Origin of the sequence: Huintestinicola sp. (genome assembly GCF_050874005.1) — a bacterium.
Classification (GTDB): Bacteria; Bacillota; Clostridia; order Oscillospirales; family Ruminococcaceae; genus Huintestinicola.
Window position 1 is genome coordinate 64730 of record NZ_JBNMJV010000005.1, and the last position, 19187, is coordinate 83916.

Consider the following 19187-nt stretch of genomic DNA (forward strand, 5'->3'; position numbering starts at 1 on the left):
TTGAAATTTTACGGGAATTTTCATAGAAAATGTCATTTTCTATGGACATTCCCGTATTTTTGTGCTACAATATATATGTATAACTATCGTTATTTACATATATTTACATAGATAGGACGGTCTGGTTATGGATTTCAACACTCAGAGAAAAATAGTAAGGAGGCTCGAAGAAGCGGGGAAAAATCCTCTCCTTTTCCTGCCCTGCCTTATTGCAAAATATGCGGTGATACTGTTTATGTCGGTGTGCCGCAGCGTTGATATGGCGCTGTCCGACAAGGATGGAAATTTTCTCGGGATAAAGCGTAAGCCTGAGACAAAGAAGGTCACTCCATCTGTTCCCGTTCCCGAGACCGATCTCTTTTCCGCAAAGAAGCCTGCACGCAGACCTTCTCTGCCTTTCCGTCCTTTGTGGCAGAGGGCAATGTCGCTCCTGCTTGCCTGCGCTTTTATTTCAATGAGCGCTGAGATATCGGCGGCGGCTGATGACACAGCTTTGCAGAAATATGTCGCACCTGCAAAGCAGCTTATCGTTGCCGACGATGTAAAGGATCTTCGTTCCTCGATATATGAAGCCGATCTTTATACAAATTACAAGGATAATCCTACATATGCACTTCAAATAGAAAACGGTGCATTCAACGGTATGCCGAACCTTACCACAATAACTCTCGGCTATTCCGACAATATGTCTATAGGCGCAAACAATTTTGTTAATCTGGCTCCCGACGCAGCCGTTTATATCAACACCGACACCAAGGAGAATTACGAGTCGGCGGCGGCGCAGATATCAAATGAGGTCTCCAAAATATGGGACTACAAGGGAAAGACCTACACCGAAATACCAAAAGATATCCCCGTTCTCACCGCATACAGCGGTGTTGGAAAAGTGATACTCAAGTGGGATAATATTACTCCCGAGCCTGACGGATATGCGATCTATACATATTCAAACGGAAAATACAGCACAAAGCCCACTATCATTCCAATTGATAAAGCTACTGAAAATGACAGCACGAGAAATCACTGCTCCGCCGAGATAAGCGGCACGTCGAACAAGTCTCAGATATATGCGGTAAGAGCGTTCAGAACAATGACAAGCTCCGATTTTGACGGCGACGGCAATGCCGATGTGTCCGTTCCTCTTTACAGCAAGCAGTTTGCCCGTTCGGGAAGCGCCGCACCTCTTACCGCAGGCAAGCCCGATATATCCACCACAATGAGCAACAAGACCGTTACGGTGAATATCTCTATGCCTGCAAAGGCTTCCGAGCCGTCCTATATTCTGCTTTACTGCAAGGACGAGGGAGAAACGCTTTATTCGCCTCGTCTGAAAATTACGCCTTCTCAGATGACAAACGGAGTTTATTCTTTTGAAGACCCCGATGATTTCGAGGGCGAGGGAGTGCGCTCATATGTGGCAGTCGCATATTATGACGTTCTGAACAGGGACGGTTCCCTTCTGACAAATCAGTATGTATACCCCGAAAAGGATACTTCCACAGCAGAATACACTACTACCCGTTCTTCTGTAAAAAATATTACGGACGCAGTTTTAAATTCTCCCACAGATCTTAAAGCTGTCCTGTCAGCCGATAAAAGTATGTGGACGCTAACCTGGGTGCGCCCCGAGGGTACTTCGGGCTTTGACGTTTACTACAGCGTTTACGCCAACGGCAGACCGGTAATAGCCGAGACAAGCCGTTATCTGAATGATTTTGCCAAGATAAACGTAAATGACCCCAGCATTACTCCCGGCGAAAAAGTGGAATTTTCCGTTACCGCCCACGCTGACGGAATGACAAGCGGCGAGCCTGCCAAAACCACAGTTGAGATCAACTCTCTCAACAGCGTTGTCCTGAACAGCGCTCAGGCAGGAAATAAGCGGATAACCGTCAATTTCACCGCTCACCCCGGCACAAAGCTTTATACCATTGCTCTTACCCACCCAGATGAAAACGGCGTAGAAAGAACTGATTATGTCAAGTTAAGCGAAAGCGACTGCGTGAAATCGGGAAAAAATCTTACCTACACGATAAATGATCTGGAAAATGATATCCCTTATACGATTTCGATCTCCTCCGACGCTGCTACAGCCCTTTACTCCTCGGGAACTAAGACAGTTACTCCCTCTCCTGCGCCTCAGCCTCCCGAAAAGGTATATGTCAAGCCTTTGGAGAACAGCGCTGTTATTTCCTGGGATATTGTTTATAAAGAAGGCACATCGGATCCCGTTGACGGATATCTTGTAAGCATTGTGAGAGAGTCGGGACAGCCTGTGGTCACAGATGAAAAGGTGGTCGGTCTTACCGAATATACTCCCAAGCAGAAGCTGGAAAATGATGTCAACTATTATGCATATGTTAAGTCGTATGTGGTTATAGACGATAATCCGCCCATCGAAAGCGTTACTTCCACACGTTCCGACCTTTTCACCCCCACCGTGCAGGTAGACGATGTTCTTAACCTCACCGTCACCCCCTCCGGCAAGGTCATAAATATCAGCTGGACAGCTGTCAAGGGGGCTTCCGAATATATCCTCACAAGGACAAATCCCGACGGCAGCCAGAGTGAGATATACAAGGGCAATAAGACCTCCTACACCGATATGTATGTTGACAACAAGACCGTGTACTCCTACAAGGTAAAGGCAGTTCGGACGGTTGACGGAAAAGACTACGTCAGCGACTACAGCGCCGAGCAGCAGGGACTGATAAATTATTCTCTGACCTCTGTTCAGGGTCTTACCGCCACAGGCGGCGACGGCTGCATTACCTTGAAATGGGACAAGGTGGACGGTGCGGACGGCTACTATGTTCAGTATTCAAACAAGGACGCAAACAGCTGGACGACCATTGCAAATGTGGGACAGACTACATTCACCCATACGGGACTCAGAAACGGAGACGTTTATGATTACCGCATTATCCCATATGTGACCATAAACAACAAGGAAGAAGCCAATGATACCTACGCTCAGAAGGTAACGGGCAAGGCGGGCATAAATCTTCCTGCTCCCGCAGACTTCACAGTAACCGCAGGTGACGGTCAGATAACCCTCAAATGGAGCGCTGTCAAGGGCGCTGAGGGATACTGTGTTTATCTTGTGGCATATGACGGTTCTTCATATCTTCTTGACAAGGTATCCAAAACTACAGCGATCCACGCAAATCTTTCCAACAATACCACCTTTACCTACAAGGTCTGTGCATATAAATATGTGGACGACGTTCTTGTGGAGGGAGATTTCTCGGTGGCAAAATCAGCTACCGTAGGAATTGAGCTGAATGCTCCCACAGATGTTACCGCCAAGGCAGGCAATGAGCAGGTTACTATAACCTGGAAAAAGTCGGACGGCGCCGAAGGATATGTGGTCTATGCCTACAATATGGCTCAGATGACCTTTGTTCCCGTTGGTATCGTTACGGGCACAAGCTTTGTTCACACAGGGCTTACCGCAGGCAGGGAATACACCTATATGGTCGCTGCATACAAGAATGTAAACGGCAGCGTGGTTTATTCGGGATATTCGCTGGCAGTCACCGCAACGCCAACATCTTCGGGCGGAACCAAGCCCACAGATAACAGCAATACCGAGGCAGGCGACTTCCGCATTTATATTACGGGAACCACTCCCTACGGAATGTCAAACAGCAATATCATCTCCGCATATGCAGGCAAGGGTGCCTTCAACACGGATATTGACGTGAGATTTACTCTCAGCCCCGACACCGTGACAGCTATTCAGGACGTGCTGAACTTCTACGGCGAGGGAATTGACAGTTTCCTCATTTATCCTATGGACATCGCAATTTACAACGCAGGGACCGACACAAAGGCGACTATCAACGAGGGATATTATATGACCCTTACTATTCCCGTTCCGGACGAGCTTCTGCCCTATTCGGAGCATATCTCCGTAGTGCACGTGTCCGATCTGGGACAGCTGGAGATACTTCCCTCTATCCACGTAAATGTGGGAGGAGTTGACTGTATGCAGTTTACCGCAAACAGCTTCTCGCCCTATGCGTTCGTGGTATATCTCCCCGAGATAGGCGAGGACACCAGCGCAGGAACTCCTGCCGCCGCACAGGGAACCTCTCAGACAAGCTCAAGCAGTCAGTCCGCAGCATTTACTTTCAGAAACACATATCTCCCCGAAATTTACAGACGGAGAGCAAGAAACAAGGTTTACAGGATAGTAAACAGATAACCTACAGCTTAAAAAGCCGCTTGTCACAAAGCTGACAGGCGGCTTTTTGATATCTGAAAATATCCTCAAGCGGAGATGAAACAAAAAAGCGGTGAAATTTAGGAAAGTACCGATAAAGAAGTAATTATCGGTACCGTGCCACACACTTTGTTCGCTTCGCATTTAAACCAACGAAATGGCAAAGGGGACACCCCCTTGTCCGCCGCTTTTGAATGTTATTCCCATTTGAAAAATTTTACTGAAATTCCCGTACAGACCGCCGTTGTCAGAAGCATTGTCAATATGGCGGCGGCTGTGTATTCCGAGGGTATCCCGAGAAATGTTGATTTCATCAGCCCGATACCCTGCGTGAGAGGGAAAAGTCCCACAAGCTTCTGCATTATCTTTGGCATTATCTCAAAGGGAACCGTTGTCCCCGAGAACAGCAGGGCAGGAAAGTAAAGAACGCTTGCGATAACGCCTGCCTGCTTTGAGTTTTTTGCAAGTCCTCCCACCATCATACCGATACTGAGGGTGGATATTGCCGTAAGCGCCCAGCTTCCGAGAAATTTTATAAGAGAGCCGCCAAAACCTGCTCCCGATATGTATGCCGCTATGGCAAGGATCATAAGGGAAGCGGCGCAGTAAAGCATATAAATGGCAAGCTCCGCTCCCAGCAGAAGACCTGGGCTTGCGGGAGTTGCCTTGAAGCGCTTGAGTATCTTTTTCTCCCTGTAGTCCGCTACCACAAGGGGCAGACCCATAAGTCCTCCTGCACATATTGATACGGCGCAGACCGCTCCGAAGGACTGCTCCAAAAAGGTGTACTCCGCACCCTCGGACGCAGGCTTTGAACGGTATATGAGCCCCAGCACTATAAACACCGCCAGGGGCATTATCAAAGCGAATATCACCATATTCATATCACGGATATTCAGCTTCAGCTCGTTTTTCATAAGCGTAAAAAAGCGTTTCATTCAGCGTTATCCTCCGACAAAATAAGATATGCGTCCTCGAATTTCTCACAGCCGCATTTTTCCTTTGCTCCGCTCACCGTTCCCATAAAAACGGGTGAGCCTTTTTTTAATATGCATATCTCGTCGCAGAGAGCCTCCACCTCGTCCATAAAATGAGAGGTGAGGATTATGGTAAGACCCTCTTTTTTCAGCTCCGAGAGTATCTTCCACACATCACGCCTTGCTCTTGCGTCAAGCCCAGTGGTAAGCTCGTCAAGGAATACGAGCTGTGGATTGGGGATAAGGGCGAGGACGATAAAAAGCCTCTGCCGTTCGCCTCCCGACAGGCTTTTTACCTGTGCGGAAAGCTTGTCACCGATACCGAATTTCTTGCACAGCTCCCTCCAGTCTGCGGGGGAGCTGTACAGACAGGCAGTTTCCTCGCACAGCTCGTTTACCCTTATCTCGTTCTGATACTCGCTTTCCTGAAACTGCACGCCAACCTGTTCAAAGAGACGGCGGCGGTCTTTTTTCGGGTCAAGCCCCAGAAGAGATGATGTTCCGCTGCCGGCTTTTTTAATGCCAAGCATACATTCGATGGCGGTGGTCTTTCCTGCGCCGTTTGCGCCTAAAAGCCCGAAAACCGTTCCGCTTTTTACCGTGAGGGACAGACCCTTTAATACGGTTTTTTTGCCGTAGGCTTTGGTCAGTCCCATTACATTGACGGCGGCGGTCATTACGCTTTACCTCTCTGTCTTACTGCTTTAAGCTCGATATATCCTCTTTCGCCACGAGGTTCAAGCTGTATCCTCGGCTGGGTGTTATCCCATTCGTAACCGATGACCGAGGGGTCATATTTTTCCATTGACTGCTGAACGGCGATTATTGCGTCGCAGTAATCCTCCTCCTCAAAAGGCTCGCCCTGGAACATCAGATAATCGCACTCGGGGAGAGTTATCACGTCAAAGCCCTCGGGAATTTCTCCGTCATAATCTGTGGAAACTTCAACGCCCTGGACATATACAGATGTGCCGTTTTTGCGGTATTTCTCGGTGAGCCACAGGCAGACAGGCTCGCCGCAGAGAGAGTCCATACTCGTAAGCAGTCCCCAGACATCACAGCCCACTTCTTCACAATAGGCAAAATAGTCCGAAGCATTGACGCCTCTCTTGATAATGACCTTTCTCTCTGGCTTGTGAATTACCTGAATAAACACGTTTTTTACATTTTCCATAGTCATATTCTCCTTTCGCAGTTCACGGAATTTTACTCCGTAGGGAATGAATAATGCAATGGGAACGGGTCGTCTGGCGTATTCCCCGGGGTTGCAGCCGAACTCCCGAAGAAAGGCTCGCTGATATCCGTCAACGCTGCCAAATCCCAGCTCAAAGGCAATGTCCGCTATACGGCATTCACTGTTTTTCAGCTTCATTGCCGAGCGTGAAAGTCTGAGCCTGCGGATATAGTCAGAGGGTGTAAGTCCTGTCTGCTCCTTGAATATCCGATAGGAATACCAGGGGGAGAACATTGATGTGCGTGCCAGCTCCGCCATTGTTATTTTCTCGTCAAGATGACGGGAAATGTAGTCCTGCATACGCTGTACGGCAAGTGTTGTATCGTTCATATTCGGATGTCCTTTCCCGGGAGCATTTGTCCCATTGATAACATTATATCTGATGCAAGGAAAATTTTCTCGACTTTTTTTGCTGAAAATATGGAAAGCGTACTTGACATTTATGAAAATGTGTGTTATACTGATGGAAAGTAAGCTTTACATAAACCGTAAATGGAGGGACTATGAAAAACAGGCTTGAAGAAATACGCAAAGAACGAGGGATCAAGCAGGAAGAGCTGGCGCAGGCAATGGGCGTTTCAAGGCAGACCATAGGCTCTCTTGAAAACGGCAGGTACAATCCGTCCATAACCCTTGCCATAAAGCTTGCAAGGTATTTCGGCATGACGGTTGAGGACATTTTTATTTACGAGGAGGAACAAAAGTGAAATTTTATCTGAAACTCAGGGATTTTTTTGATATTGGCAAGGGCAGCAGCTTTTTCGGAAGGAAAAAAGCTTCGGGTGGGATGCAGATATTCAGCGGAATTATGTACGGTTTTGCAATGGTAATGGTTTTTGCACTGAACGACACTTCCATAGAAATCAAAGCTCTTGGAATAGTCTTAGTTCTGATGATTGCGGGGGATTTTGTTCTGAAGGGAATACATACTCTGAAGATGACAAAGGAAAACCCCGATTACGTTGACGATATTTCCGAAATAGACAAGGACGAAAGAGGAAGGAAAATGGTCCACTTTGCAGCATATACTTCTTTGCTGGTGTCCTATTTCCTGGGACTCATTGCAGGCTTGGTGCTTATGTTTCTTGATTTGGGGCAGGCGGGTTTAGCGGTGCTGATATTTGTATGCATACAGCAGTTGATTTTTGATATCTTCCGTATCTGCGAGGAAAAGCTGAACTGATAAAAGGCTGTCTGCGGCGAATTTTTCCGCAGGCAGCCTTTAAACTCATTTTTTCACATTCATTGCTCTCATAGCGTTGAGAATTGCTATGACCGAAACGCCCACGTCCGCAAACACCGCAGCCCACATATTTGCAATGCCAAGCGCTCCTAAAATAAGAGTGAGCAGCTTTATGCCCAGAGCAAAGATGATGTTCTGTCTTACGATAGAAGCGGTCTTGCCTGCGATTTTTATGGCAAGGGGAATTTTGCGGGGGTCGTCGTCCATAAGCACCACATCGGCGGCTTCAATGGCGGCGTCCGAACCCATTGCGCCCATTGCTATGCCGATATCCGCCCTTGTGAGAACGGGTGCGTCGTTAATGCCGTCTCCAACGAAAATAAGGGACTTCTTAGGCGGCTTCTCCGCAAGAAGCTTTTCAACGCAGTCTACCTTGTCGGCGGGGAGCAGCTCGGCGTGATACTCGTCAATGCCAAGAGCCTTTGCACATTGCTCTCCCACTCTGCGGTCGTCTCCCGTAAGCATTACGGTTTTACGGACACCCATATTCCTGAGACCTTCCATTGCTTCCTTTGCGCCCTCCTTGAGAGCGTCCGAGATGATTATGTGACCCATATATTCGCCGTTTACCGCAACGTGAACGGCAGTTCCCGGGTGGTGGCAGTCGTGGGCTTCGGAGATATTCTCCGCTTTCATAAGCTTCATATTTCCCGCAAGAATGGTCTTGCCTGCAAGCCCGGTCTTTCCGTCAATAATCGCCTTAACGCCGTGCCCCGCTATCTCCTTGACGTTCTCTATCCTTGAGGGGTCGCACTCCTTGCCCCAGGCACGTTTTAATGAAAGAGAAATGGGGTGGTCGGAATAGCACTCGGCAAGAGCGGCAGTCTCAAGAAGCGCATCTTTATCCATTTTGTCCGAATGAACAGCGGTGACCTCAAAGCTGCCCTTGGTGAGAGTTCCCGTTTTGTCGAAAACAACAACGCCTGCGTTTGCAAGAGCTTCAAGGTAATTTCCGCCCTTGATGAGTATGCCCGCCTTTGAAGCACCGCCAATACCGCTGAAAAAGGTGAGGGGAATGGATATGACAAGGGCGCAGGGGCAGGAAATTACAAGAAATGTCATTGCTCTGTAGACCCATTTGCCGAACTCGCCCCCTGTTAGCAGGGGAGGGATAAACGCCAGAAGAAGCGCACCGATTACCACCGCAGGGGTGTAGATACGGGCAAATTTTGAGATGAAATTTTCGCTTTTGGACTTTTTCTCCTGGGAATTTTCCACAAGCTCCAGAATTTTTGAAACGGTTGACTGCCCGAATTCCTTCGTGACCTTGATTTTAAGGATACCCGTAAGATTAACGCAGCCGCTGATTATCTCGCCGCCCTCGCACACGTCACGGGGAATGGACTCGCCTGTGAGAGCCGAGGTGTCAACGGCTGATGTACCCGATATGACAACACCGTCAAGGGGAACTTTTTCACCCGCTTTAACGGTTATGACCGAGCCTATCTCCACCTCTTCGGGGTCGACCTGAATGAGTTTGCCGTTTTCATCTTCAATATTTGCATAGTCGGGACGGATATCCATAAGCTCGGAAATTGACTTCCTTGACTTGCTCACGGCGCAGGACTGGAAAAGCTCTCCCACCTGATAGAAAAGCATTACCGCCGTTCCCTCCGCATATTCGCCCGTGGCAAATGCGCCTATGGTGGCAACGGTCATAAGAAAGCTTTCATCGAAAAACTGTAAATGAATTATGCCGAGAATGGCTTTCCTCAGAATGTCATACCCGATTATCAGATAGGGGATAAGGAACAATGCCAGCTTCCATATGCCTATGTCGGCTTTGGTTACGCCGAAAATTATCATTTCTGCTGCCAGAATAACGAAGCTTATGATTATCCTGGTCAGCATTTTTTTCTGTTTTTTGCTCATAACGACCTCTTTACATAATTATGGTACAGTCGGGTTCTATCTTTTTGCACTCCGCCGCAGCTTTTTTCATTATCTCGTCAAAGCGTGCGTCATCAGCGGTGATGGTGAGCTTCTGTGAGATGAAGCTTACTGTTGCGGACTCCACGCCCTCAATTTTGTTTATTGCATTTTCCATTTTCTTGGCACAGTTTGCGCAGTCAAGATCTTCAAGCTTAAATACCTTTTTCATAATAACATTTCTCCTTGAATGATTTTTTTGAGGCAGCATATTTCTGCCGTTACCGAGCCGACGGTCTGTCGCCCAAATAAACTATAGAACGAGCGGCTACAGGCTGAGCCTGCCGAATGGCTGCAGGCTCAGCCTGCCTGCTTGCTACTCCTCAACGTGTTCCATACCCATTTCGATAATGCTCCTTACGTGGTCGTCGGAAAGGGAATAGAAAACTATCTTGCCCTCCTTGCGGAAACGTACAAGCTTGTTGTTTTTAAGCACCCTCAGCTGATGTGATACTGCCGTCTGACTCAGCCCTAAAAGCTGCGCCATATCGTTTACGCAAAGCTCGGACTCGAAAAGAGCATAAAGTATGCGTATCCTCGTGGTGTCTCCGAAAACCTTGAAAAGCTCGGCAAGATCGTAGAGTATCTCATCGGGGGGAAGCTGGGATTTTACCTTTTCCACCACGTCCTCGTGAACGCATAAAAATTCGTCTTTGTTGTCCATTATAAGCCCTCCTTACTTTTTTATTACCGCAAAGCCTGCAGGAATATTTCCCAGAAGAAGCCTTGTGCTGTATTCATAGCAGCCGTTTTTCTCGGCGTTTTCGGCAATGAAATTCAGATATTCCTCGGTGTTCATTTCACGCCCACCATATCCTAAAAGCTTATAGACCGAAATGCAGAGCTTGAAGAAAAACCCCGACTCCTTTGTGACATAGGTGGGGAGAATTATTTTTCCGCCCTTTTTGGTAACTCTCACAAGCTCGGAAAAGGCTTTCTCGGGGTCATCGAGAAGGTGCATTACATTTCCTGCGATGACAACATCATAGCTGTTGTCGGGGTCCTTCAGAGCGGTGATGTTCCGCTTTGCGAAGGCGATGTTGTGAATGCCCAGTCTGCTGGATTTTTTCATTGCCTGAATGAGCATTTTCTTTGAAAGGTCGGTGCAGAGTACCTTTTTTGCATTTTTTGCCGCCGCTGTTGACAGCATACCCGTTCCTGCGGCACAGTCGAGGACGATTGCACCCTTGGGTATCTCATTTTCCAGGGCTTTGCACATCTGCTCGTTTACAGAGTGGTTGAAAACCATCTGACTAAGGTCGTAGATACCTGCGAAGGTGTCCCAGAATGAACTCATTTATATCATCTCCAATTTTAAATCAATTATCATATGTTCATCTGTTCATATGATAACATATTTTGTAATGATAGTCAATAGTTATTCCCGATTTGCATAACAATATGCAGAAAAATATATATAAAAGCATAAAAAGGCAGATATGCTTTCCTGCAAAGAGTGCAGGGCGGTCATATCTGCCTGTTATCATTTGATTATTTTATACTGAAGCTTCATTATGATTATCCGCTTCACGTGGGCATTAAGGATATCGTCTGAAATAACACCGTTTGAATATGCTTCAAGCAGGTCGCTGTAGGCTGTTTCGGGGTCGGAAACGCAGAGCATATCGTTATCCGCAAGTATCGCCTGTACATATATGGACTGCTCGGAGGAATAATTCTGTATGGCGTCCATTCCAAGATCGTCGGTGATAACAACCCCGTCAAACTCAAGCTTATCCCTGAGGGCTTCGTGGATAACGGGGGAGAGGGAGGCGGGAACGTCAGGCTCTATCATATCGTATATGGTGTGCCCCACCATTACCGCAGGGGTCTTGTTTTCATCGGCGTTTATGCCTGCTTCAAAGGGAACAAAATCACGGTTGTAGAACTCGTAAAGCTCTCTGCTGTCGTGAGCGGCGTCCTTGTGGGTGTCGGTGTTTTCGCCATAGCCGGGGAAATGCTTGATGCAGGAGGCAAGGTTATTGTCGGCGGCGGTCTTTACGATAGCGGCAACGCCCTCGGCTGTGCCCTCTGCGCCCTGTCCCATTGTCCGTGGATAAATGTAGCTTGACTGGTCGGCAGAGATGTCCGCAACGGGTGCAAGGTTAAGGTTTATGCCCATTGAGGTGAGGAGCTTTGCCTTTTCCTCTGTGTCAAGCTCAAGAAGCTCCTTGCCGCCTCGGCTGAAAAGCAGCTGAGGCGAGGAAAAAGGCTCGTCACGATACTGAGTGTAAGCGCTGACCCTGACCACCGTTCCGCCCTCCTCGTCAACGGCAAAAAAGGGGGATATCTTTGCCGCTTCGGCAATTTCTGCGGTAAGAGCGGTTATGCCCTCGGGGTCGCTTTTTTTGAAATAGTCGCCGTAAAGGGTGTAGCCGCCATACTGATATTTGCTCATTTCTTCAACGGGGGAGGAGGGCATTCTTGCAAGGATAAGCTGACCTGTTTTTTCCTCGGCGGTCATCTGAGATATTATCTCGTCTGCTTTTTTGCTAAGCTCCTCAAGGCGCTTCTTTGCTGCCTTTGCGGCTTTTTCCTCCTCGCTCTCATACTCTGTCTCGGTTTTTGCGGCTTCCTCGTTCAGGGCATCAATGTCGCCGATGGTGCCGTTTACGGCAGGGGCGTTCTTGCCGATGTTTGCGTCATTCTCTATAAAATTATTGACCGTTTCGCTGACAGAGCTGCACCCCGAAAAGAGGAGCATTGCTGCTGCTGCGGAAATTATTTTTCTTATCTTCAAGTTTATCAAATCCTTTTGGTTAATCAATACTCTTATTATAGTATTTTTTGGCTGTTATGTCAAGTTATGAAATTTTTGGGAATTATGTTCTGAAACGCTTGACAAATTAGAATATATGTGCTATAATATAAATGATAAAAGTCACCCGACAGCGTAATTACCGGCGGGTGACTATCATCATTTATCCGATTTTTTCTTTTCCTTAGTCTTAACGACCGTGGGAGCAGCTTTTTCCGTCACGCAGCTCTCGGTTACGATGACCTTGGAGATACCGTCCTCAGAGGGGGCATTGAACATTGTATCCTGGAGTATTCCCTCCACAATTGCACGAAGTCCTCTTGCGCCTGTTTTCTGCTTAATGGCTTCGGCGGCAATGGCGGTGAGTGCCTTTTCCTCGAACTCAAGCTTGATGCCGTCAAGCTCGAAGAGGTGCTTATACTGCTTTACAAGAGCGTTCTTGGGTTCTGTAAGTATCTGTACGAGAGCCTCCTCGTCCAGCTCGTCAAGAACGGTGATAACGGGAAGTCTGCCCACCAGCTCGGGGACCATACCGAATTTTACAAGGTCCTGGGGAGTAACGTCCTTGAAAATGTTCTTCTCCTTTTCGGCTCTGCTCTTGATGTCCGCACCGAAGCCCAGAGTTGTAGAGTCCTTGCGCTTTTTGATGGTCTGTTCAAGACCGTCAAATGCACCGCCGCAGATGAAGAGGATATTTTTGGTGTTTACCTGTATGCATTCCTGGTTGGGGTGCTTTCTTCCGCCGTTGGGGGGAACGTTGGAAACTGTGCCCTCAACGATCTTCAAGAGTGCCTGCTGAACTCCCTCACCGCTTACATCACGTGTAATGGAGGTGTTTTCGGACTTTCTTGCTATTTTGTCTATCTCGTCGATGTAGATAATGCCACGTTCAGCGGCTTCAACATCATAATCCGCAGCCTGGAGAAGCCTTACAAGCACGTTCTCAACATCGTCGCCCACATATCCTGCCTCGGTGAGGGTGGTGGCGTCAGCAATGGCGAATGGAACGTCAAGTATCTTTGCAAGTGTGGAGGCAATAAGGGTCTTTCCCACGCCTGTGGGTCCAAGCAGGATAACGTTTGATTTCTGCAGCTCCACATCGTTCTTTTCTTCCTGTTTGCCCGAAGCAATTCTCTTGTAGTGGTTGTAGACCGCTACGGAAAGGGCGATCTTTGCCATATCCTGACCGATCACATACTCATCGAGAACCTTTTTGATCTCTGCGGGCTTTTTTATCTTGAACTCGTGGGGAGCGTTCATCTTTTCAAGACGCTCAAAATGCTCGGGGTCGGGGATATATCCCAGCTGCTCGTTGTTCATAAGCATTTCGTAGCAGTAAACAACGCAGCTGTCGCAGATATTCGCTCCTCCTGCGGAAAAAATATTCTGAGCTGCTGTCTCGGGTCTGCCGCAGAAGCTGCAGCGCTTTGGTCCTCTTTCCGACGGCATTTGTTACCATTCCTTTCCTTGGGGAAAATCTATATTTCTATAATATAATATTGCTCTGCCGCCGAAACGACAGCAGAGCAAATAACGGTTTTTATCTGTGCTCTATGACCTTGTCGATGAGACCGTATTCCATTGCCTCTTCGGCTGTAAGGTAATTGTCTCTCTCGGTATCACGCTCGATAACATCAAGAGGCTTGCCTGTGTTCTTGGCAAGTATCTCATTGAGCTTCTTGCGGGTGTATACCATATGGTCTGAGTGTATCTTGATATCGGTGCACTGTCCGGAAATTCCGCCGCCCGAAATAAGAGGCTGGTGGATAAGAATTTCCGAATTGGGAAGAGCAAATCTCTTGCCCTTTGTGCCTGCGGAAAGGAGAAATGCTCCCATTGAAGCCGCCATACCCATACAGATAGTGGAAACATCGCACTTGATATACTGCATAGTATCGTAAATTGCCATTCCTGCGGTTATAACGCCGCCGGGGCTGTTGATATAGAAGGAAATATCCTTTTCGGGATCCTGTCCCTCGAGAAACAGCATCTGGGCGATAACAAGACTTGCGGTGGTATTATTCACTTCCTCGGACAGAATGATTATTCTGTCGGTGAGGAGCCTGGAATAAATATCCATACTGCGCTCGCCTCGTCCGGTCTGTTCAACAACATATGGCACTAAGCTCATTCAGAAACACCTCCGAAATGTATTTAAGCGGTAAATTACTTGATAACTGCGCTGTCCTTTACAAGCTTGGAAGCCTCGGTAACAAGCATATCAGTCTTGAGAGTTGCAGGGCTTACCACGCTCATAAGCTGGTTGAGGGGAAGCTTGTAGGTCTCGGACATCTTCTTGAGTTCTTCCATGACCTGCTCGTCAGTTACCTCGATGTTCTCAAGCTTTGCGATCTGCTCGAGAGCCAGTCTCAGCTTAACGGTCTTTTCAGCCTGATCCTTGAAGGTATCTCTGAAAGCAGCCTCGTCCATACCTGTGAAGGAGAGGTACATAGGAAGATCAAGACCCTGCTGGGAAAGTCTCATCTCAAAATCCCTTACCATATCGTCGATCTTATGCTCGAACATTACCTGAGGGATCTCAGCGTTCATCTTTTCGATCACTTTGTCATAAACAGCGTTCTCGGCAGCTGCGTCGGCATTTTTGGAAGCATTCTCCTCAAGCTTCTTCTTGAGGTCAGCCTTCAGCTCATCAAGAGTATCGAACTCGGAAGTATCCTTTGCGAAATCATCGTCAAGGTCGGGAAGCTCGGTTGCCTTGATCTCGTGGAGCTTGATCTTGAACTCAGCAGGCTTGCCTGCAAGCTCTTCCATCTGATAATTCTCGGGGAATGTTACATTGATGGTGAAGTCCTCGCCTGTGGACTTGCCGACGATCTGCTCCTCAAAGCCGGGAATGAACTGACCGGAACCGATCTTGAGGCTGAAGCCGTTCTCCTTGCCGCCGTCGAATGCTTTACCGTCCATAAAGCCCTCGAAGTCGATAACAACGGTATCGCCGTTTTCAACTGCTCTGTCCTCGATGGTGATAAGTCTGCCGTTTCTCTCCTGCATAGACTTCAGCTGGTTGTCAACGTCCTCGTCGGTAATAGTCTTGACAGTTTTTTCAACTTCTATTCCCTTATAATCGGAGATCTCTACCTCGGGCTTAGCGATGCACTTTACCTTGAAAGCAACGCCTGTGTCCTTGGAAAGAGCGGTAACGTCGATCTCGGGGCGGTCAACTACCTCAATGCCTGCCTCGTCGATAGCCTTGCCTACAACAAAGGGAACCATTGCGTTAACAGCGTCATCATAGAAGCAGCTCTCGCCGTAAAGCTTCTCGATCATCTTACGGGGAGCCTTGCCCTTTCTGAAGCCGGGAACGTTTATCTTATTCTTTGCCTTCTGGTAAGCAGCCTGTACAGCGGACTCAAACTCCTCTGCGGAAGCCTCCACCTCAAGCTCATAAATGTTTGTTTCAATTTTATTTGTAGATTTTAAGCTCATTTACAACATCCTCCATTTTAATACAAGCATATAAAAAGATTATACCATAGTTTTTTTAATAAAGCTATAGCAATTTTGATATTTCTGCATTTTGCACAAATTACATTATTTTAACAGGGCAAAATTGCACATAATCGGCGGAAACAAGCCGAAATTCAATGCCGTCTCTCTCGCCGTTCACCGCATTCTGATGACCTTTTCCGTGAACGTGACCGTAATAGCACTTTTTGATATTATGCTTATACATCACATCAAGCAGGTCGGGGTTGTACTCGTTTCCGTAAAGGGGGGGATAATGCAGAAAGACGATTGGCTCAAGCCCTGCCTGTTCTGCGGAAACGATGGACGTTTCCAGACGGTTTGCCTCCCTTGCCAGCACCTTGGCGTCGGCAGGCTCGCTGTCATCGTTTATCCAGCCTCGTGTGCCGCATATCCCGAATTTTTCATAGGAATAATGGTTATTATGCAGGATATGTATGCTGCCAAAGCCCTTTTCCTCAAGAAATCTGTTCATTTTTGCGGCGGTGTTCCACCAGTAATCGTGATTGCCCTTGAGGATTATTTTTTGTCCCGGAAGCCGGTGGATAAAGCGGAAATCCGGCTCTGCCTGAGCAAGTGACATCGCCCAGGAGATATCCCCGGGAATGACTATCGTGTCCTCCCCGGAAACCTCTCTTGTCCAGTTTTCCTTTATCCGCTCCATATAGTTGTCCCAGCCGCCGAAAATATCCATCGGCTTGTTTACCGAAAGGGACAGGTGCAGATCTCCCATTACAAAAAGCGCCATTTTATTTCCTTTCCAAAACAGCGTTGCTGCGGCAGTCACGATGAAACGGTGACTTTAATGATATATTACAGAGAAAGGGATTTAAGAACAAAATCCTTCATTTCGTCTCTGCCGATCACGCCTGTGAAGCGGATTTCCTTGTCCTTAAGCTCTGCAAGAGACTTTGGAACATCATAGCCCGAAACCTGATGGAGCTTTTCAACCTTGTCAAACTCGTCCATATCGCCGACACTTCCCTCAATAGCCTCAAGAACGGCGGTGCTGAACTTGTAGGGGCTTGCGGTGGAAGCGATAACGGTCTTGGTATTGTCGCCCGTAGCCTTCTTGTAATCCTCGTATACCTTAACGGCAACAGCTGTGTGAGTGTCGAGAGTGTAGGAATATTTGTCGTAAATTTCCTTTATGCAGGCCTTGGTCTGTTCGTCATCGCAGCAGCCTGCGGCAAAATCAGCCTTGAGCTTTGCCTTAACATCATCGGTGACCTCGTATCTGCCCTCGCTTGCCAGCTTTCCGAACCATTCTCTTATCTGAGCGTCGTCCTCGCCGCACATAATGTAGAGAAGTCTCTCAAGATTTGAAGAAATGAGAATGTCCATAGAGGGGGAAACGGTGGTGATAAACTTTCTGTTTCTGTCATAAATGCCTGTGTTGATGAAATCTGTGAGAACGTTATTTGCATTTGAAGCGCAGATAAGCTTGTTAACGGGCATACCCATATTCTTTGCGTAGTAAGCCGCAAGGATATTTCCGAAGTTTCCTGTGGGAACAACAACGTTGATCTTGTCGCCCGCATTTATCTCTCCGTCCTTAACGAGTTCAGCATAGGTGGATATGTAGTAGATGATCTGAGGTGCAAGTCTGCCCCAGTTGATTGAGTTTGCGGAGGAGAACATCATTCCGCCGTCGGAAAGCTTCTGCTTTATCTCATCGTTTGTAAATACAGCCTTAACGCCGTTCTGGCAGTCGTCGAAATTGCCGTTTAAAGCGCAAACGGTAACGTTTTTGCCCTCCTGGGTAGCCATCTGACGCTTCTGCATAGCGGAAACGCCGTCCTGGGGATAGAACACCATAATAGAAGTGCCCTCAACGTCTGCAAAGCCCTCGAGAGCAGCCTTGCCCGTGTCGCCCGAGGTAGCAACGAGGATAACCACCTTCTTGTTGATGCCTGTCTTTTTCAGAGAAGTTGTGAGCAGGTAGGGGAGTATCTGGAGCGCCATATCCTTGAAAGCGCAGGTAGGACCGTGCCACAGCTCCAGGACATAGGTGCCGTCAAAAAGGTGGGATATCTCCGCAATATTTGCAGTTGCAAAGCTCTTGTCGTTGTATGCACTTTCGGTGCAGTATTTAAGCTCTGCGTCGGTAAAATCGGTAAGGAACTTCTTGAAGATGTAAGCCGCTCTTTCGGCATAGCTCATATCTCCAAGGCTTACGATCTCGTCCATAGAAATGGAGGGTATCTCGGAGGGAACGAAAAGTCCTCCGTCTGCGGAAATACCCTGAACGATGGCTTCTGCAGAGCTGATCTTTACTTCGCTGTTTCTGGTGCTTTTGTAAAACATATCAAATAATCTTTCCTTTCTGAAATTTATATATAAAGCAGTAAAACCGCTGTTTTTACAATGTGCTGTCCTCGCCGCCGTCATAAGCGTTGTCGAGGTAGGAAAATTTAACTATCTTCCCGTTTTTAACGGTAACTTCCGAAATGTCAAATCTGGGCTGAAGCTCGTGGGGGTATCTGAAGGAATACTCTTTAGCCGCATTTATTATCAGACTGCGCTTTCTGCGCCCCACCGCCTGCACTCCGCTTTCAAGAGCGGAAATGTCACGGGTCTTGACCTCCACAAAGGCGATGATACCGTCTTTTTTGGCAATGATATCTATCTCTCCGCCCTTGATTCGGAAATTCCTGCGGATAATTTCATATCCCGACTTTATCAGATAATAAGCCGTAAGCTCTTCGCCAAGCTTGCCTGTTTCACTCCTGCTTTGCCGCATAATATTTTTTCAGAAATGACATTCTGTGGATAGGCGAGGGACCGTATTTGTCAAGCATTTCATAGTGGAGCTTTGTGCCGTAGCCCTTGTGACGTTCAAACTGCCATTCGGGATATTTTTCCGCTGCATCCTTCATATACCTGTCACGGCTCACCTTTGCGAGAATTGAAGCAGCGGCAATGCTTGCGGAAGTGCCGTCGCCCTTCACAACAGTCTCTCCCTCAATGGGGATAGGGGGGAACTTGTTTCCGTCAACAAGAGCATATCCGGGTGTCACATCAAGACCCTCCACCGCCCTTTTCATTGCAAGAAGCGCCGCCTGCAAAATGTTAAGCTGTTCAATTTCCTCAACGGAAGCGGTGGCGATACAGAATGACTTCGCCTTGGAAACGATCTCGTCAAAAAGCTCCTCACGCTTTTTTTCGCTGAGCTTTTTGCTGTCGTTTAAGCCCTCAATGACAACGCCGTCCTCAAGTATAACGGCGGCGGCATAAACATCTCCTGCAAGAGGACCTCTGCCTGCCTCGTCAATACCGCAGAAAACGGGGTGAAAAAGTCTGACGGTCTTATCGTATTCAAAAAGTGACAT

The 19187-nt window shown here is 47.7% G+C and carries 18 protein-coding genes; 3 read left to right on the forward strand and 15 right to left on the reverse strand.

Annotated features, from left to right (window positions below):
* Positions 1–127 precede the first annotated feature (127 nt).
* Positions 128–4210: a fibronectin type III domain-containing protein gene (locus ACR0QN_RS03085; protein ID WP_432649729.1), complete on the forward strand. Its 4083-nt coding sequence runs from the start codon at positions 128–130 to the stop codon at positions 4208–4210.
* Positions 4211–4425: 215 nt separating this feature from the next.
* On the opposite strand, the gene ACR0QN_RS03090 is transcribed toward ACR0QN_RS03085, so the two are convergent.
* From ACR0QN_RS03090 to ACR0QN_RS03100, 3 genes are read right to left on the reverse strand one after another with little or no spacing between them, the layout of a single operon-like run.
* Positions 4426–5166: an ABC transporter permease gene (locus tag ACR0QN_RS03090; protein WP_432649730.1), complete on the reverse strand. Its 741-nt coding sequence runs from the start codon at positions 5164–5166 to the stop codon at positions 4426–4428.
* Entirely contained in the window at positions 5163–5882 is a 720-nt protein-coding gene (locus ACR0QN_RS03095) for an ABC transporter ATP-binding protein (RefSeq protein ID WP_432649731.1), read from the reverse strand. Before ACR0QN_RS03095 ends, ACR0QN_RS03090 begins: the two co-directional genes overlap by 4 nt.
* Positions 5882–6769: a helix-turn-helix domain-containing protein gene (locus ACR0QN_RS03100; protein ID WP_432649732.1), complete on the reverse strand. Its 888-nt coding sequence runs from the start codon at positions 6767–6769 to the stop codon at positions 5882–5884. Before ACR0QN_RS03100 ends, ACR0QN_RS03095 begins: the two co-directional genes overlap by 1 nt.
* Positions 6770–6942: 173 nt before the next feature.
* Here ACR0QN_RS03100 and ACR0QN_RS03105 point away from each other — a divergent pair, with 173 nt between their 5' ends.
* Together ACR0QN_RS03105 and ACR0QN_RS03110 are read left to right on the forward strand one after the other, a co-directional pair.
* A complete protein-coding gene (locus ACR0QN_RS03105) occupies positions 6943–7146 on the forward strand; it encodes a helix-turn-helix transcriptional regulator (RefSeq protein ID WP_432649733.1) in 204 nt (67 codons plus the stop codon).
* Positions 7143–7622, forward strand: a complete 480-nt coding sequence (locus ACR0QN_RS03110) for a hypothetical protein (protein WP_432649734.1) — start codon at positions 7143–7145, stop codon at positions 7620–7622. The genes ACR0QN_RS03105 and ACR0QN_RS03110 overlap by 4 nt, the downstream gene beginning before the upstream one ends.
* A 45-nt stretch (positions 7623–7667) precedes the next feature.
* On the opposite strand, the gene ACR0QN_RS03115 is transcribed toward ACR0QN_RS03110, so the two are convergent.
* The 12 genes from ACR0QN_RS03115 to rnhB form a co-directional block, all read right to left on the reverse strand.
* On the reverse strand, positions 7668–9554 hold the full coding sequence (locus tag ACR0QN_RS03115) for a heavy metal translocating P-type ATPase (protein WP_432649735.1): 1887 nt from the start codon (positions 9552–9554) through the stop codon (positions 7668–7670).
* 10 nt (positions 9555–9564) lie between these two features.
* Positions 9565–9783 carry a cation transporter gene (locus ACR0QN_RS03120; RefSeq protein ID WP_432649736.1) on the reverse strand — a complete coding sequence of 73 codons (219 nt, stop codon included), beginning with the start codon at positions 9781–9783 and terminating at the stop codon, positions 9565–9567.
* Between the two features lie 144 nt (positions 9784–9927).
* On the reverse strand, positions 9928–10275 hold the full coding sequence (locus tag ACR0QN_RS03125) for an ArsR/SmtB family transcription factor (RefSeq protein WP_432649737.1): 348 nt from the start codon (positions 10273–10275) through the stop codon (positions 9928–9930).
* A gap of 12 nt (positions 10276–10287) precedes the next feature.
* Complete coding sequence (locus ACR0QN_RS03130; protein ID WP_432649738.1) at positions 10288–10908, reverse strand: class I SAM-dependent methyltransferase; 621 nt, start codon at positions 10906–10908, stop codon at positions 10288–10290.
* A 186-nt stretch (positions 10909–11094) separates the two neighbouring features.
* Positions 11095–12351 carry a glycoside hydrolase family 3 N-terminal domain-containing protein gene (locus tag ACR0QN_RS03135; RefSeq protein ID WP_432649739.1) on the reverse strand — a complete coding sequence of 419 codons (1257 nt, stop codon included), beginning with the start codon at positions 12349–12351 and terminating at the stop codon, positions 11095–11097.
* 177 nt (positions 12352–12528) lie between these two features.
* A complete protein-coding gene (gene clpX, locus ACR0QN_RS03140) occupies positions 12529–13818 on the reverse strand; it encodes an ATP-dependent Clp protease ATP-binding subunit ClpX (protein WP_432649740.1) in 1290 nt (429 codons plus the stop codon).
* Between the two features lie 91 nt (positions 13819–13909).
* On the reverse strand, positions 13910–14500 hold the full coding sequence (gene clpP / locus ACR0QN_RS03145; protein WP_432649741.1) for an ATP-dependent Clp endopeptidase proteolytic subunit ClpP: 591 nt from the start codon (positions 14498–14500) through the stop codon (positions 13910–13912).
* Between the two features lie 35 nt (positions 14501–14535).
* Positions 14536–15816, reverse strand: coding sequence for a trigger factor (tig, locus tag ACR0QN_RS03150; protein WP_432649742.1), 1281 nt, complete (start codon positions 15814–15816; stop codon positions 14536–14538).
* A gap of 100 nt (positions 15817–15916) precedes the next feature.
* Positions 15917–16603 (reverse strand): metallophosphoesterase, encoded by a 687-nt coding sequence (locus tag ACR0QN_RS03155; protein WP_432649743.1) that lies wholly within the window; start codon positions 16601–16603, stop codon positions 15917–15919.
* A 65-nt stretch (positions 16604–16668) separates the two neighbouring features.
* Complete coding sequence (gene thrC, locus ACR0QN_RS03160; RefSeq protein ID WP_432649744.1) at positions 16669–18162, reverse strand: threonine synthase; 1494 nt, start codon at positions 18160–18162, stop codon at positions 16669–16671.
* A 55-nt stretch (positions 18163–18217) separates the two neighbouring features.
* On the reverse strand, positions 18218–18598 hold the full coding sequence (locus tag ACR0QN_RS03165) for a YraN family protein (RefSeq protein ID WP_432649745.1): 381 nt from the start codon (positions 18596–18598) through the stop codon (positions 18218–18220).
* A complete protein-coding gene (gene rnhB, locus ACR0QN_RS03170; RefSeq protein WP_432649767.1) occupies positions 18579–19187 on the reverse strand; it encodes a ribonuclease HII in 609 nt (202 codons plus the stop codon). Before rnhB ends, ACR0QN_RS03165 begins: the two co-directional genes overlap by 20 nt.

Coding starts and splice junctions, on each gene's coding strand:
- ACR0QN_RS03085 (WP_432649729.1), top strand. CDS start 128: ATGGATTTCAACACTCAGAGAAAAATAGTAAGGAGGCTCGAAGAAGCG.
- ACR0QN_RS03090 (WP_432649730.1), bottom strand. CDS start 5,166: ATGAAACGCTTTTTTACGCTTATGAAAAACGAGCTGAAGCTGAATATC.
- ACR0QN_RS03095 (WP_432649731.1), bottom strand. CDS start 5,882: ATGACCGCCGCCGTCAATGTAATGGGACTGACCAAAGCCTACGGCAAA.
- ACR0QN_RS03100 (WP_432649732.1), bottom strand. CDS start 6,769: ATGAACGATACAACACTTGCCGTACAGCGTATGCAGGACTACATTTCC.
- ACR0QN_RS03105 (WP_432649733.1), top strand. CDS start 6,943: ATGAAAAACAGGCTTGAAGAAATACGCAAAGAACGAGGGATCAAGCAG.
- ACR0QN_RS03115 (WP_432649735.1), bottom strand. CDS start 9,554: ATGAGCAAAAAACAGAAAAAAATGCTGACCAGGATAATCATAAGCTTC.
- ACR0QN_RS03120 (WP_432649736.1), bottom strand. CDS start 9,783: ATGAAAAAGGTATTTAAGCTTGAAGATCTTGACTGCGCAAACTGTGCC.
- ACR0QN_RS03125 (WP_432649737.1), bottom strand. CDS start 10,275: ATGGACAACAAAGACGAATTTTTATGCGTTCACGAGGACGTGGTGGAA.
- ACR0QN_RS03130 (WP_432649738.1), bottom strand. CDS start 10,908: ATGAGTTCATTCTGGGACACCTTCGCAGGTATCTACGACCTTAGTCAG.
- clpX (WP_432649740.1), bottom strand. CDS start 13,818: ATGCCGTCGGAAAGAGGACCAAAGCGCTGCAGCTTCTGCGGCAGACCC.
- clpP (WP_432649741.1), bottom strand. CDS start 14,500: ATGAGCTTAGTGCCATATGTTGTTGAACAGACCGGACGAGGCGAGCGC.
- tig (WP_432649742.1), bottom strand. CDS start 15,816: ATGAGCTTAAAATCTACAAATAAAATTGAAACAAACATTTATGAGCTT.
- ACR0QN_RS03155 (WP_432649743.1), bottom strand. CDS start 16,603: ATGGCGCTTTTTGTAATGGGAGATCTGCACCTGTCCCTTTCGGTAAAC.
- thrC (WP_432649744.1), bottom strand. CDS start 18,162: ATGTTTTACAAAAGCACCAGAAACAGCGAAGTAAAGATCAGCTCTGCA.
- ACR0QN_RS03165 (WP_432649745.1), bottom strand. CDS start 18,598: ATGCGGCAAAGCAGGAGTGAAACAGGCAAGCTTGGCGAAGAGCTTACG.
- rnhB (WP_432649767.1), bottom strand. CDS start 19,187: ATGTCACTTTTTGAATACGATAAGACCGTCAGACTTTTTCACCCCGTT.